This is a genomic window from Nocardia crassostreae (genome assembly GCF_001613405.1).
Lineage (GTDB): Bacteria > Actinomycetota > Actinomycetes > Mycobacteriales > Mycobacteriaceae > Nocardia > Nocardia crassostreae.
Map to the genome: position 1 here is coordinate 113,787 of NZ_BDCH01000041.1, position 13,886 is coordinate 127,672.

At 67.5% G+C, this 13,886-nt stretch carries 12 protein-coding genes and 2 pseudogenes; 8 read left to right on the forward strand and 6 right to left on the reverse strand.

Translation table 11 applies throughout. The features are described 5' to 3' along the window. Positions 1–438: a DUF1707 SHOCT-like domain-containing protein gene (locus tag NC4_RS36050; RefSeq protein WP_067548140.1), complete on the reverse strand. Its 438-nt coding sequence runs from the start codon at positions 436–438 to the stop codon at positions 1–3. A gap of 163 nt (positions 439–601) precedes the next feature. Between NC4_RS36050 and NC4_RS36055 the strand changes: the two genes are divergently transcribed. Then, positions 602–1,837 carry an acyl-CoA dehydrogenase family protein gene (locus NC4_RS36055; protein WP_067548143.1) on the forward strand — a complete coding sequence of 412 codons (1,236 nt, stop codon included), beginning with the start codon at positions 602–604 and terminating at the stop codon, positions 1,835–1,837. 2 nt (positions 1,838–1,839) lie between these two features. Next, positions 1,840–2,957, forward strand: a pseudogene (locus NC4_RS36060) (acyl-CoA dehydrogenase family protein). A gap of 39 nt (positions 2,958–2,996) precedes the next feature. Here NC4_RS36060 and NC4_RS36065 read toward each other — a convergent pair. Beyond that, the gene (locus NC4_RS36065) at positions 2,997–3,176 is read right to left on the reverse strand and encodes a hypothetical protein (RefSeq protein WP_067548146.1); all 180 of its coding nucleotides are present in this window, start codon (positions 3,174–3,176) and stop codon (positions 2,997–2,999) included. Between the two features lie 124 nt (positions 3,177–3,300). Between NC4_RS36065 and NC4_RS36070 the strand changes: the two genes are divergently transcribed. Further along, positions 3,301–4,044, forward strand: a complete 744-nt coding sequence (locus tag NC4_RS36070) for a metallophosphoesterase family protein (RefSeq protein WP_067548149.1) — start codon at positions 3,301–3,303, stop codon at positions 4,042–4,044. On the opposite strand, the gene NC4_RS36075 is transcribed toward NC4_RS36070, so the two are convergent. Continuing rightward, positions 4,034–4,486: a nitroreductase family deazaflavin-dependent oxidoreductase gene (locus NC4_RS36075; RefSeq protein ID WP_174566919.1), complete on the reverse strand. Its 453-nt coding sequence runs from the start codon at positions 4,484–4,486 to the stop codon at positions 4,034–4,036. The two genes, NC4_RS36070 and NC4_RS36075, sit on opposite strands and share 11 nt — an antisense overlap. Before the next feature lie 136 nt (positions 4,487–4,622). On the opposite strand from NC4_RS36075, the gene NC4_RS36080 reads away from it, so the two are divergent. From NC4_RS36080 to NC4_RS36095, 4 genes are all read left to right on the forward strand, one after another. Next, positions 4,623–5,063, forward strand: a complete 441-nt coding sequence (locus tag NC4_RS36080; protein ID WP_067548155.1) for a carboxymuconolactone decarboxylase family protein — start codon at positions 4,623–4,625, stop codon at positions 5,061–5,063. Between the two features lie 245 nt (positions 5,064–5,308). Continuing rightward, positions 5,309–5,752 (forward strand): CBS domain-containing protein, encoded by a 444-nt coding sequence (locus NC4_RS36085; protein WP_067548158.1) that lies wholly within the window; start codon positions 5,309–5,311, stop codon positions 5,750–5,752. Between the two features lie 19 nt (positions 5,753–5,771). After that, entirely contained in the window at positions 5,772–7,061 is a 1,290-nt protein-coding gene (locus NC4_RS36090; protein WP_067548161.1) for an ArsB/NhaD family transporter, read from the forward strand. An 82-nt stretch (positions 7,062–7,143) separates the two neighbouring features. Further along, entirely contained in the window at positions 7,144–9,306 is a 2,163-nt protein-coding gene (locus tag NC4_RS36095) for an acyltransferase family protein (RefSeq protein WP_157555431.1), read from the forward strand. A 19-nt stretch (positions 9,307–9,325) separates the two neighbouring features. Here the strand turns inward: NC4_RS36095 and NC4_RS36100 are convergent, their stop codons facing one another. Next, positions 9,326–9,661, reverse strand: coding sequence for a MarR family transcriptional regulator (locus tag NC4_RS36100; RefSeq protein WP_084530110.1), 336 nt, complete (start codon positions 9,659–9,661; stop codon positions 9,326–9,328). A gap of 272 nt (positions 9,662–9,933) precedes the next feature. On the opposite strand from NC4_RS36100, the gene NC4_RS36105 reads away from it, so the two are divergent. After that, complete coding sequence (locus NC4_RS36105; protein WP_245722160.1) at positions 9,934–11,478, forward strand: substrate-binding domain-containing protein; 1,545 nt, start codon at positions 9,934–9,936, stop codon at positions 11,476–11,478. Between the two features lie 77 nt (positions 11,479–11,555). On the opposite strand, the gene NC4_RS36110 is transcribed toward NC4_RS36105, so the two are convergent. After that, entirely contained in the window at positions 11,556–12,434 is an 879-nt protein-coding gene (locus tag NC4_RS36110; RefSeq protein WP_067548167.1) for a potassium-transporting ATPase subunit C, read from the reverse strand. Between the two features lies 1 nt (position 12,435). Then, positions 12,436–13,886, reverse strand: a pseudogene (kdpB, locus tag NC4_RS36115) (potassium-transporting ATPase subunit KdpB); the annotation flags it as partial.

Consider the following 13,886-nt stretch of genomic DNA (forward strand, 5'->3'; position numbering starts at 1 on the left):
CTACCTCATGGCGATGCTTCCGCAGCGCTTCCCGGCACTGGCTTCCCAACCGGTCAGGACCCGGAAGACCAGGACCGCGCCCCACGGGACGATGACCCACACGGGCCAGAAGTAGGTGAATTCGCCCGCGGCCACGGAGATGGCGGCCCAGATGCCGAGCACCAGGAGGCTGACGCCGAGCCAGGCGCTGCCTTCGATGCGCTGCCAGATGGGGAAGCGGGTGCGCGAAACCGGCTTCACCACGGCGGGTTTGGCGAGATCCGGGAGATCGGTGAGGACCTGCTGGAGTTCTTCGCGGTAGACGGTGGCGTAGACGCGGGCCACCCGTTCGTTGTATTCGGCGAGGTCGAGGCGGCCGTCGGACATGTGACGGCCGAGCAGGTCCGCGATCTGGGCGCGCTCGGCGTCCGAGGCGCGAGTGCCGGTGGTGATGTCCATGTCGGATCCTTCCGGATATGTTCCACTGTGGAACGTTGTAATTCGATGATAACCACCCATTGTGGAATGTCAAGGACCGTCAAGTGAGGGCGGGTGCTAGCACATTTGCCAGCCGGGGTTTGCGGTGAGATGGTTAAGGCCAGTTCTCGTACAAGGAGTCACCGTGGATCTGGACTGGTCGCCCGACGATCTGGCATTTCGAGACGAGGTGCGTCGCTTCCTCAACGAAAAGTTAACCGACGATCTTCGCCGAGCCGGACGTTTGGCGACGAGCGTCTACCCGGATCACGAAGCCAGCATGCGGTGGCAGGAGATCCTGCACGCGCAGGGATGGGCCGCGCCCGCCTGGCCGGTGAAATACGGCGGCTGCCGCTGGAGCCTGACCCAGCACTACATCTTCGGCCGTGAGTGCACCCTGGCCGGTGCGCCGAACCTGTCCCCCATGGGCATTCGCATGGTGTCGCACGCGATCATGGCCTTCGGCACCGACGAGCAGCGGGATTACTTCCTGCCGCGCATCCTGACCGGCGAGGTCTTCTTCTGCCAGGGCTATTCGGAGCCCGAGGCCGGTTCCGACCTGGCCTCGCTGAATATGCAGGCCGTGGACGACGGCGCGGATCTGGTGGTGACCGGATCCAAGATCTGGACCACGCACGCCACCGAGGCCAATTGGATCTTCGCGCTGGTGCGCACCTCGCGGCAGGCCAAGAAGCAGCAGGGCATCACCTTCGTGCTCATCGATATGCGCACCCCGGGCATCGAAATCCGCCCGCTGGTCATGACTTCCGGCGAGCAGGTGCAGAACCAGGTCTTCTTCGATCAGGTGCGGGTGCCCAAGACCAATGTGCTCGGCGCCGTCGACGACGGCTGGACCGTGGCCAAGTACCTGCTCAACTTCGAGCGCGGCGGCGGCGCGGCGGCCCCGGCGCTCCAGGTGATGGCCGAGGAGCTCGCGCAGGCCGCGCTGAGCCAGACCGATCCGAACGGCGAGGGCGCGCTCATCGACGATCCGGCCTTCGCCGCCAAGCTGGCCGACGCCCGCATTCGCGCCGATGTGCTGGAGATCCTCGAATACCGCACGCTCGCACTGGTTTCCAGCGGCAAGGATCCGGGCCCGGCCGCCTCCACCATCAAGATCCTGGGCACCGAGCTGAGCCAGGCGCTCACCGAACTGGCCCTGGAGGCCGCGGGCCCGCGCGGTCGCGCCTATCAACCGCACGCCACCATGCCCGGCGGCCCGATCGTCGACTATGCCGCTCCCGCCGACGGTTTCGTCAGCGGCGACGACTGGCAGGCCGTCGCCTCGCTGCGGTACTTCAACGACCGAGCGGGCTCGATCTACGCCGGTAGCAACGAGATTCAGCGCAATATCATCGCCAAAGCCACGCTGGGACTGTGACCATGGACTTCTCTTTCACCCCCGAACAGGACATGCTCCGCGATACCGTCACGGAGTTTCTCGCGGCCCGCTACGACCTCGAATCCAGCCGGGCCGCGGCGCGCACCGGCGCGGGCTGGCAGCCGGAGATCTGGCGCGGATTGGCCGAGGAGGTCGGCATTCTGGGCGCGAGCCTGCCGGAATCGGTGGGCGGCGGACCGGTCGAGACCATGATCATCGCCGAGGCCCTCGGCGGCGCGCTGGTGGTCGAACCGTATGTGGACACCGTGGTCGTCGGCGTCGGCCTGCTGCGCCGCGCCATGGGCAAGCGCGCCGAGGATCTGCTCTCCGGCATTGCCGCCGGTGAGGTCGTCACCGGTTTCGCCGCCCTGGAACCGCGCTCGGGTCACGACTACGCCAAGGTCGCCGCCACCGCCCGCCGCGACGGCGAGGACTGGATCCTCAATGGCGACAAGATCATGGTCACCGCCGCCCCGCTGGCCACCCACCTGCTGGTCACCGCCCGCCTGGACGGCGGCGATATCGCCCTGTTCGCAGTGGATTTCGATCCGGCCGATCCGCCCGCCGGGCTGACCGCGCGCAGCTACCGCACCATCGACGAACGCCGCGTCGCCGACCTCACCCTCGAGAGTCTGCGCCTGCCCGCCGACGCGCTACTGCTCGCCAATGCCGCCGACGCCGTCGCCGCAACCCTGGACGAGGCCATTGCCGCGGTCTGCGCCGAGGCGGTCGGCATCATGCGCAAGGTCGTGGCCGACACCGTCGAATACACCAAGCAGCGCCAGCAGTTCGGCGTCCCCATCGCCAGCTTCCAGGCGCTACAGCACCGCATGGTGAACATGCACCTGGAACTGGAACAGGCCATTGCCGCAACCTATCTGGTCACCCTGAAACTGGACGCCGCCCCGCCGACCGAGCCAAGGCCGCCTCCGCCGCCAAGGCCACCATCGGCCGCGCCGCCCGCCTCATCGGCCAGGAGTCGGTCCAGCTGCACGGCGCCATGGGCATGACCGAAGAACTGGCCATCGGCCATTTCTTCAAGCGCCTCACCGCCGTTCGACACGAATACGGCAGCACCGACCAGCACATCGCCCGCTACGCGGCACTGACCCGCCCGTAGGACCCGGCCGGTTTCGGCGACGGGCGAGCCGGTCGCCGCTCAGTGCCGCGTGGCGCGGGTGGCGGCCACGGGCATTCGGGCAGCGTTTCGGGTCGGGGATCGCCTGGCCGCCAGCTCCTGTCGCGCTGAGCGGCGCACGGCGGCCACCATCACCACCGCCAATGCGGGTCCCATGACGAACAACAGCACACCGAGCGCGATCCAGAAGACTCCTTGCACAGGCGAATTATTGTCCGCATGGTCGTCTTTCGCAGAATCGCAGCAACCCTTCCGGGTGGCAGCATCGCGACCGGCCCGGGTAATGGCGTTGACAGGGCGGGCTGTCTGTGGCTGATTGACGGGTATGGGGAGCAATAGCGGCAATGGCCGCGTCGTGCGCATCGCCGCCATCGGGGATCTGCACATGACCGAGAAGAGCATCGGGCGGTTCCGGCCCGCGTTCCAGAAGCTGGCCGAGCACGCCGATGTGCTGCTGCTCGCGGGGGATCTCACCAATGGCGGCACGCTGCGCGCGGGCGGCGCGGTAGGCGGGGAGGTCTCCGGGCTGCCGGTGCCGGTGGTCGCGGTGCTCGGCAATCACGATTACGAGCGCGGCGATGGCCCGCGCATTGCCGAAATGCTCGCCGAGCGCGGTGTGCGCGTCCTCGACGGCGACGCCACGGTGCTGGAGCTCAATGGCATTCGGCTCTGCATCGCCGGTGTGGTGGGCGGCAGCGGCGGCTTCCCGGGCTATCCGGGCAATCCCGATGAGGGTACCGAGGAACATCGCGAACGCTTCCGCCGCGGCCCCATCGATGCGGGCCGACTGCGCACGGCACTGGAGAACCTGTATTGCGATGTGCGCGTGGCTCTCACCCACTTCTCGCCGATTCTGGAGACCCTCACCGGTGAACCGACCGGCATCTACTCGCACCTGGGCTGTGCCGACCTGGGCGAGGCCGTCGACGCGGGCGGCGCGGCCCTCGCAATCCACGGACACGCCCACGCCGGTACCGAATTCGGCCGCACAGCGGGCGGCGTCGAGGTCCGCAATGTCGCCTATCCGGTGATCCGCAGCCCGTACCGGGTGTACGAACTCACCGCTTAGCCAGCGTCAACTCCACCAGGGGCACATCGTCGATATCCCCGCCGATGGCCTGCTCGATGATCCCGCCGAGCTCTTTGTAGGCGGCCGGATGCGCCGTCTTGTATTCGGCCATGACCGGTTTCGCCTCGTCCGGCGTGAGCATGCGCGCGGTGGCGGGCACCTGATTGCGGAAGCCGATGCTCACCCGGCACCGCGGGTTCGCCTCGAGATTCCGGTACCACTGCGATCCGGCGCCGAAGCCGGAGGCGAGAATCACGGTGTTCGCATCCGGCCGCTCCACCGATTCGAGGGCGACATAGCGCCGCTCCCCCGACTTCCGGCCGATGTGCTCGAGCACCAACACCCTGCCCCCGAACAGGAATCCGAGCCGGGCCCGGAACAACCAGATGGGCGCTCGCACGAACGATCGCGTCCGCAGCAGCTTCGCCCCGAGATCGGCCATAGGCATGCCGCCGAGGGTAATCCGATTCCGGATCGCTGCCGGGCGAACACGACGTGACCGGCCCCACAGCGGCCGCCCGTCACGCCCGCGCGGCCCGCCGCGTCCTTGTTGTGTACCGACGAGAAAGGACGAGCACATGTCACGACTCAACCTCCCCCAGATCGCGCCCGAGGTCTACAAGGCCTGGGCGCAGGCCGAGATGGCCATTCGCAAGGGCCCGCTCGACGCCACCGTCCGGGAGCTGGTGAAGATCCGGGTCTCCCAGATCAACGGGTGCCTGTTCTGCATCGATATGCACACCACCGAGGCCCGCAAGGAGGGCGAGACCGAACAGCGGATCTACCACCTCGATGCCTGGCGGGAGTCCAAGCTGTTCACCGATGCCGAGCGCGCCGCGCTCGACTACGCCGAGGCCGCGACCCGGCTCGGCGTGCACGGGGTGAGCGACGAGATCTGGTCCGGCGTCGAGAAGCACTTCGACGAGGGCGAGCGCGGCGGCCTGGTCGCCATTACCGCGCAGATCAATCTGTGGAACCGGATCGGCGTCCCGCTGCTCTTGCAGCCCGGCGGCTACTGAGTTCCCGTGAGTTCCCGGCGACGGACCGGCCCGCCGCGGCCGGTCCGTTCCGGTGTGCGCGACTTGCTGTGCGGCGGTCGCTTACGGCATCTTTACATCAGGTGCGCCGGGAAGTCTGGTCGGCAGGTGGGTCCTGAGCTGGGCTCGCCACGAATCGACCTGGGAGTTCTCGATGCGCGGCCGGAATTCGATCTTGACGTATTCTGCTCCCGTGACAGCCGGGTGCAGCGTCGTATCCTGCGAGTATGCATGCCGCGCAGATGGCCGAGGACTATCCGGTAATCGATCTCGACTCCGATGCGATGGACACGGCCAGACTGCTGGCGAACCATCGGCTACCCGGAATTCTGGTCACCGACGCCGACGGCTCGCCGTGCGCGGTGCTACCCGCCTCGACGGCGGTGCTGTTCATCGTGCCCAAATACGTCCAGGACGATCCCTCGCTGGCCGGGGTGCTCAACGAGACCATGTGCTCGCAGGTGGCGAATCGGTTGCGCGGCAAGAAGGTCCGGGATGTGATTCCGGAGCGGTTGAGCAAGCTCCCCGCCGCGAATGCCGACGACAACATTATCGAGGTGGCCGCGCTCATGGCGCGATACAAGACGCCGCTGGTCGCCGTCATGGACGGCAAGAAGCTGCTCGGCGTGATCACGGCCTCGCGGCTTTTGGAAGTCGCGCTGAACAACTGAGCCCGCCGGGGCGGTCGCGATGGCCGTCGTCGCCATCGCGGTCTTCACGATCGCGTATGTGCTGATCGCCTCCGAGCGCATTCACAAGACCACCGCCGCCCTGGCCGGGGAGGGCGTCATCGTGGCGCTCGGCATTGCGGGCGCCGATGATGTCTTCTACTCGCACGAGACCGGCATCGACTGGGATGTCATCTTCCTGTTGCTCGGCATGATGATCATCGTCGGCGTGCTGCGGCAGACCGGTATCTTCGAGTTCGCGGCGGTGTGGGCGGCCAAGCGCGCCAGGGGTTCCGGGCTGCGGGTCATGATCCTGCTGGCGCTCATTACCGCGGCCGCCTCCGGCTTCCTCGACAATGTGACCACGGTGCTGCTCATCGCGCCGGTGACGCTGCTGGTGTGCGAACGCCTGGACGTGCCGCCCACCCCGTACCTGATCGCGGAGGTCCTGGCCTCCAATATCGGCGGCGCGTCGACCATTGTCGGCGATCCGCCCAACATCATCATCGCCAGCCGGGCGGATATCGGGTTCAACACCTTCATCTGGCATATGAGCCCCATCGTGCTCATCGCGCTGGGCGTATTCGTGCTGGTGCTGCCGCGCCTGTTCCGCGGCGCGTTCGACGTCGATCCGGCGCGCGCCGCCGACATCATGCAATTGAACGAGCGCGAGGCCATTCGTGATCCGAAACTGCTGATCAAGAGCGGAATCGTGCTCGCCGCCGTATTCGTGGGCTTCCTAGGGCATTCGATATTCCATATCGAACCGTCCATCGTGGCTTTGCTCGGCGCGGGAATTCTCGTGCTGATTTCCGGTCTGCCGCAACGCGATTACCTGTCGGCGGTGGAATGGGAAACCCTGCTGTTCTTCGTCGGCCTGTTCGTCATGGTCGGCGCATTGGTGAAAACCGGCGTCATCGGCCGACTCGCGAAATACGCCACCGAAGTCACCGGCGGCAATGCCCTCGCAGCAACCATGCTGATCCTGGTGGTCTCGGCCCTGTTGTCGGGTGTCATCGACAACATCCCGTACGTGGCGACCATGAGCCCTCTGGTGGCCGACCTGGTGGAACCCATGGATCACCAGGCGCAGGCCGGTGCGCTGTGGTGGGCGCTGGCCATCGGCGCGGATTTCGGCGGCAACCTCACAGCAGTCGGGGCCAGCACGAATGTGGTGATGCTCGGCATCGCCAAACGATCCGACCATCCCATCTCGTTCTGGGAATTCACCAGGAAGGGCATTGTCGTGACCACGATCACTATCGCGGTGGCCGTTCCTTACCTCTGGCTGCGCTATTTTGCATTCGCCTGACCAGGACAAAGGCCACATTCCGGTCACCTCGGGTGTGGCGATTGGGAGTTTCCTGCCACCGGATACCAGAATGGTCGCCGCCATGGCCATATTCCGTACCGATCAGTCCTCGTCAGCACCGGACCGCGACGCCACCGCGGGACCGGACTCCGGCGGCGGCTCCGCCTACCGGCTGGATCTGGACGGGCTGCGCGGTATCGCCATCGCCCTGGTGGTGATCTTCCACATCTGGTTCGGGCGGGTGTCCGGCGGTGTGGACGTCTTCCTGGTGCTGTCCGGCTTCTTCTTCACCGGCATGCTGCTGCGCCGCGCCGACGGCGGGCCGGTCGGGGTGGCGGCGACCGTCAAGCGCACGCTGCGGCGGCTGCTGCCCGCCATGGTGGTGGTGCTGGCGGCCGTGGTGATCGCGACCGTGGCGCTGCTGCCGCACACGCGCTGGTCGGATATCGCGGCGCAGACCCTGGCTTCGCTGTTCTACTACCAGAACTGGTACCTGGCGCTGTCCTGGTCGGACTATCTGGCCGCCGATCCGTCGGTGAGCCCGCTGCAGCATCTGTGGTCGATGTCGGTGCAGGGGCAGTGCTATCTGGGACTGCTGATGCTCATCGCGACGGTGGCCTGGCTGAACCGGACCGGCCGCGCCACCCTCACACGCTACGCGCCCATGCCGGTGCTGTTGCGCGCCAACCGGATACTGCGCCGCACCGGGCAGCCGGACACCCTGCGCATCGCATTGGCGGTGCTGTTCGGCGTGCTGGCGGCACTGTCCTTCGCCTATGCGGCCCACGGTGTTTCGACCCAGCAGGGCTGGAACTACTACGACACCTTCGCGCGCGCCTGGGAACCACTCACCGGCGCGCTGCTGGCCATGATCGCGCCGCTGCTGCGGCTGCCCAATCCGGTGCGAGAAGCCCTGGCCTGGTTCGGCATTGCCGCCATCGTGGCCTGCGGATGGCTGGTCAACGGGTCCGCGCAGTTCCCGGGACCGGCGGCACTGCTGCCGGTGCTGGCGACGGTCGCGCTCATCGCGTCGGGCGCGGGCCTGCGCACCGGAGCGCAGCCGACGGTCAATCGCCTGCTGGCCACTGCGCCCATGGTGCGGCTCGGCGCGTTCGCGTACGCGCTGTACCTGTGGCACTGGCCGATTCTCATTTTCTATCTGGGCGAGCGGCACCAGCGCAGCGCCGGAGCGCTGGGCGGGCTGGCCGTCATCGCGGTCTCCTTCGTGCTCGCCTACGCCACGCAGCGCTGGATCGAAGAGCCGCTGCGGGTGCGCAAACGGCCCACGGTGGCGGCGCGCCCGCGCCTGCTCATCGGCGTGGCGGTCGCGGCCACCGGTGCGCTGGTGCTCGGCTCCACCATGGCGTGGCAGTGGACCAATGGCGCGAAAGCGCATGCGGTCGGCGAACTGGATCCGGCGAAATACCCTGGCGCACTGGCCCTCACCGACGGCGCGCTGGTGCCGCGCGCGCAGATGCGGCCCACCGTGGAGGAGGCCCCCGCCGATATCGCCTATCCGACCGCCGACGGCTGTATCGCCGATTTCGACACCCGCTCGGTCGTCACCTGCACCTACGGCGACGCCAATGCCGTGCGCTCGGTCGCCGTGGTCGGCAATTCCCATGCCGAGCACTGGGTTCCGGCCCTGCTCATCCTGGCCGAACAGTACGGGTTCCGGCTCGACGTGTACCTGAAGATGGGCTGCCCGCTCACCGTGGCCGCGGAGCCCAGCTACAAGGGGCAGCGCAATCCGGACTGCAAGGACTGGTCCCGCGAGGTGATCGACCGGCTCGGCGAGGATCGTCCGGACTTCGTCTTCACCACCGGCACCCGCCCCGCCGACAGCGGCGGCGACGAAACCCCGCAGGACTATCTCGACGTGTGGTCGGAGCTGTCCGATCGCGGTCTCGAGGTGCTCGCCGTGCGCGATACCCCGTGGTTGCGCCGCGACGGTATTCGCTACCGCGCCATCGACTGCCTGGCCGCGGGCGGGGACCGCATCAGCTGCGGTATGCAGCGCCCGGACGCCCTCTCGGCGACCAACCCGGCCGCCGGGCCCGCCACGGATTTCCCGCGCGTGCACACCATCGACCTCAATGACGCCGTCTGCGAACCGGACGTCTGTGCCGTGGTCGAGGGCAATATCCTCATCTACCACGACGAGCATCACCTCACCGCGAGCTACGCCCGCTCCCTCGCCCCCGAACTCGGCCGCCAGCTGCAACCCCTGCTCGGCTGGTGGTGAGCTCGGGAACGAGCGGAGCTCAGAGCTCGCGCACCGAATCCGACTGCGCGTAGAGCTCCTCCCACACCGCGAAGCTCCCCAGCAATTCGACCGTGCGCCAACCGCTCCCGGTCAATCGGACCGGCGCGGTGAGCTCCAGGGCCTCGTCCCAGCTGCCCGCATGGCCCGCGGTGACCAGGCCGCGCGCGGCCACGACCCGCAGCACGCGGGAGACCCCCGGCCGCCGCATGCCCAGCCGGGTCCGCAGCTCCCGGACCGTGTGCGGCTGCTGCGCCAGCAGATCCAGCAGCTCCACCACGCCCCGGTGATTCACCAACTCACGCAATGCGGATAGCTCCTCCGCCGGGTTGTTCATGGAACCGCTGCCTCGCCTTCGATGCGAAATCCCTTCGATACCCGACGCTATGGCGGGGCGCGGCGGCGTCCGCCCGCTCTTGACGGAGCCCATGCGGGGCGGCCGCGCTTCTTGATCGAATCCTTACGGCCGCGCGCTCCCGCACCGCCGCCGCGGAGTGTCGGTGGCCCCGTGGTGAACTGTTGCCGAATACTCGAGGCCGCGCGTGATCGCGCGGGCAGGGAGTCCGACAATGCAGTCAGACAGGACGATTCGGGGGTTTGGTGAAGGGCGTGTCCATCGAGATCGTGCTCGCGCTCATCGGTATCGCGGTGCCGCTCATCGCATTTCTGTGGGAGTTCGTGCTGGTCGGCCGGAAACGGCTGGGGTACCGGGTGCAGATGGATACGCCGGTCACCGGGCGGATCGAGGATCCCACCGATTCGGTCGACGTGCTGCCGGGCGTGCTCGGTCAGCTGCGCACGCCCGCGACCGATGGCAGCGCACCCGAATTGCACGATCTGTCCATCGTGCTGATCCGCATCGAGAACAATGGCGCGACCGCCGTCGACACCCGTGACTACGCGGTGCCCGATGAGCAGCACATCGGTCTGCACCTGCATTTTCCGGATCGGCGGGTGCTCGGCATGGCGGTCACCGAGTTCAGCCCGCGCGGGCTCGCGGACAGCCTGCGGCCGGGCAGCGGTATCGGCGCGCACGAGGAAACCGTGGACGGCAAGCGCATCGGCGTGCTCGACCTGCCGAAGGTGCCGATGAACCGCGGCGACCATTACAAGATCCTCGTATTGTTCGAGCGCACCACGGGAGCGGGGAAGTACGCCGCGCCGACGGTGGAGGGCGGGCTCAAGGGCGGGCGGGTGACCGAAACCCGGAGCCGGACCGGGTCGTCACCGGCGCTGCTGGGGCTCATCGCATTTCTGGTCGCCGTCATCGCGATCCAGTTCGCGGTGGCCGTCACGGACAAGCCGGTCCGCGCCGGGTGCGCCACGGGGACGCTGGCCCTGGTCGGCTCGACGGCATTCGAACCCGTCATGACCGAGGCGGCGGACGCCTACGAAAAGGTCTGTCCCGGAGCAACGATCGTCACCGAGTTCGCCGGGAGTGAATCCGGGCTGGACCGCGTCGACAAGCAGCCACTCGGCGATGCGGGGCTGCTGGCCATCACCGACGGTCCCAAGACCGTCGCCTTCCCCAATGCCAGGCTGCTCCCCCGGTCGCTGGCCATGTCGGTCTTCACCATGATCGTCCACCCGCAGGTCACCGTGGCGAATCTGACCGTCGCGCAGATTCGCGACCTGTACGCGGGGCGGATCGGCAACTGGCAGCAGCTGGGCGGGCCGGATCTCGCGGTGCGCGTGGTCGATCGGGCGCTGGGGTCGGGCACCCGCGAGACCTTCCTGAGGCGGATCCTCGGTGGTGAGCAGCCCCCTGCGCCGCCCGCCACCTGCCGGACCATCCAGGTCACCAATCCGCCCGGTCACGCCTCGTGCTCGGTACAGTACACCAAGGACATGCTCGAGACCATTGCCACGCTGCCCGGCGCCCTCGGGTACAGCGAAGCCACCGACGCCGAAAAGGCTTCCGGCATCACGCGAGTGACCATCGACGGCGCGCCTGCCACCCGGGAAGCCTTGCTCGACAACGGCTATCCGTTCTGGAATGTCGAATACGCCTACAGCCACGGCGAATTGCCCGACGACTCGGTCGCCGCGTCGTTCCTGCGTTTCGTCACCGAGCAGGAAGGCAAGGACATCCTGCGCAAGTACGGCAACAAACCGTGCACCGAACTGCGCGACCCCACCGGATGCGGTCCGTGATATGCCGAGGGCCACGGTCACTCTCGTGAGCGAAACGACCGTGGCCCCGGCGTCGCCGAATCATTCGGCGGCGATCACTACCCCTTGAACGGGTACTTGCCGTCGAGGTCGATATTCAGCTCGACCACGTTCACCCGGGGCGCACCGAGGAAGCCGAGGGTCCGGCCGTCGGTGTGTGCCTCCACCAGATCCTTGACGTCGGCCTCGGAGATATTGCGCTCCTTGGCGATTCGCGCCACCTGAATGGCCGCGTACTCCGGGGAGATGTGCGGGTCCAGGCCGGAACCACTGGCGGTCACGGCATCGGCGGGCACCTGCGAGATTTCGGGCGCGTTGCCGCGGATCGGGATGATCCGGCCGATCGAGTAGTCCTCGCCCTCGGCGGCGCATTCGACCTTCACGCCCTTGTAGGTGGGGATGAAGGTGTCCGGGCTCACCGAGCAGAACTCGTTGACGCTGACCACCTTGGTCGGGTGGTCGACCTCGCCGTCGACCGCGCGGGGGCCGGTGACCGACAGCACCGCACCCACCCCGCCGGGGGTGCAGAACGGCCGGGCGCCGTCGACGCCGTCGAGCTCGCCGATGGCCTTGCTGCGCGCGCAGACCGTGGTCAGCAGGTTGGTGTCCTCCGGGCCGGAGTCGACGATCTGCTCCGGACCGAGGTTGCTGGCCGAGGTGGACAGCGGATCGTAGCCGTCACCGGCCGCGGACGGACGGCTCTGGAAGTACTGCACCAGCGGATTGCCGTCGGCGTCGGTGAACGACTGCCCGATCAGGCTGGAGCCCACCGTCTTCCCGTTCACCTCGACCAGCGACCCGTCCGCCTTGTCCTTCAGGCCGGGAATCTGGGCCACCGCGAAAACCGCCAGCGGATAGACGATTCCGGTTATCACCGTGAGCGCCAGCAGCACACGCAGCGCCGCCACATGCTGCCGGATCCAACTTGACATGCGCATATCAGGACATCCCGGGGAGGAATTGGACAATGAGATCGACAAGCTTGATGCCGATGAACGGGGCGATGATGCCGCCCACGCCGTAGACCGCGAGGTTGCGGCTCAACAGCTTCGAGGCCGCGGCCGGTGTGTACTTCACACCGCGCAGCGCCAGCGGGATCAACGCCACGATGACGAGCGCGTTGAAGATGACCGCGGACAGGATCGCCGACTGTGGGCTGGACAGCCGCATGATGTTGAGCATGTCCAGGCCGGGGAACAGCGACACGAACAGCGCCGGAATGATGGCGAAGTACTTGGCGATGTCATTGGCGACGGAGAAGGTGGTCAGCGCGCCGCGCGTGATGAGCAGCTGTTTGCCGATCTCCACGATCTCGATGAGCTTGGTCGGGTCGGAGTCGAGATCGACCATGTTCCCGGCCTCTTTGGCCGCCGAGGTGCCGGTGTTCATGGCCACGCCGACATCGGCCTGCGCGAGCGCGGGCGCGTCATTGGTGCCGTCACCGGTCATGGCGACCAGGCGGCCGCCGTCCTGCTCCTTCTTGATCAGGGCGAGCTTGTCCTCGGGAGTCGCCACCGCGAGGAAGTCGTCCACACCGGCCTCGTCGGCGATCACCTTGGCGGTCAACGGATTGTCACCGGTGATCATGACGGTGCGGATGCCCATGCGGCGCATTTCGTCGAAACGCTCGCGCATACCCTGCTTGACGACGTCCTTGAGATGGATGACGCCGAGCAGGCGGGCCTTGCCGTCCTTGATCTCGCCGACCACCAGCGGGGTGCCGCCGGAGGCGGAGATGCCGTCCACGGCCTGACCGACCGCTTCGGGGATGTCGCCGTGGTGGAGGCGAACCCATTCGGTGACCGCGCTGGCCGCGCCCTTGCGCAACTGGTGGCCGTCGTGCAGGTCCACGCCCGACATGCGGGTCTGGGCCGTGAATTCCACCCACGTCGCTCCGGTGAGCTCGCCCGGGGTGCGCTCGCGCTTGTTGTACGCGCTCTTGGCGTACACCACGATGGAGCGGCCCTCGGGGGTCTCGTCGGCGAGGCTGGAAAGCTGTGCGGCGTCGGCGATCTCGTCGTCGGAGACGCCCGGCATGGGCACGAAGGCCGCGGCCTGGCGGTTGCCGAGGGTGATGGTGCCGGTCTTGTCCAGCAGCAAGGTGTTCACGTCACCGGCGGCCTCGACCGCGCGGCCCGACATGGCCAGCACATTGCGCTGCACCAGGCGGTCCATACCGGCGATGCCGATGGCGGACAGCAGTGCGCCGATGGTGGTCGGGATGAGGCAGACAAGCAGGGACACCATGACGATGCCGCTGATGCCGTCATTGGTGAGTGCGCACGCCCGGCAGGTTCACCTTGGAGAAGATGGCCAGGGGCTGCAGGGTCGCCACCGCGAACACGAAGATAATGGTGAGCGCCGCCAGCAGGATATTGAGCGCGATCTCG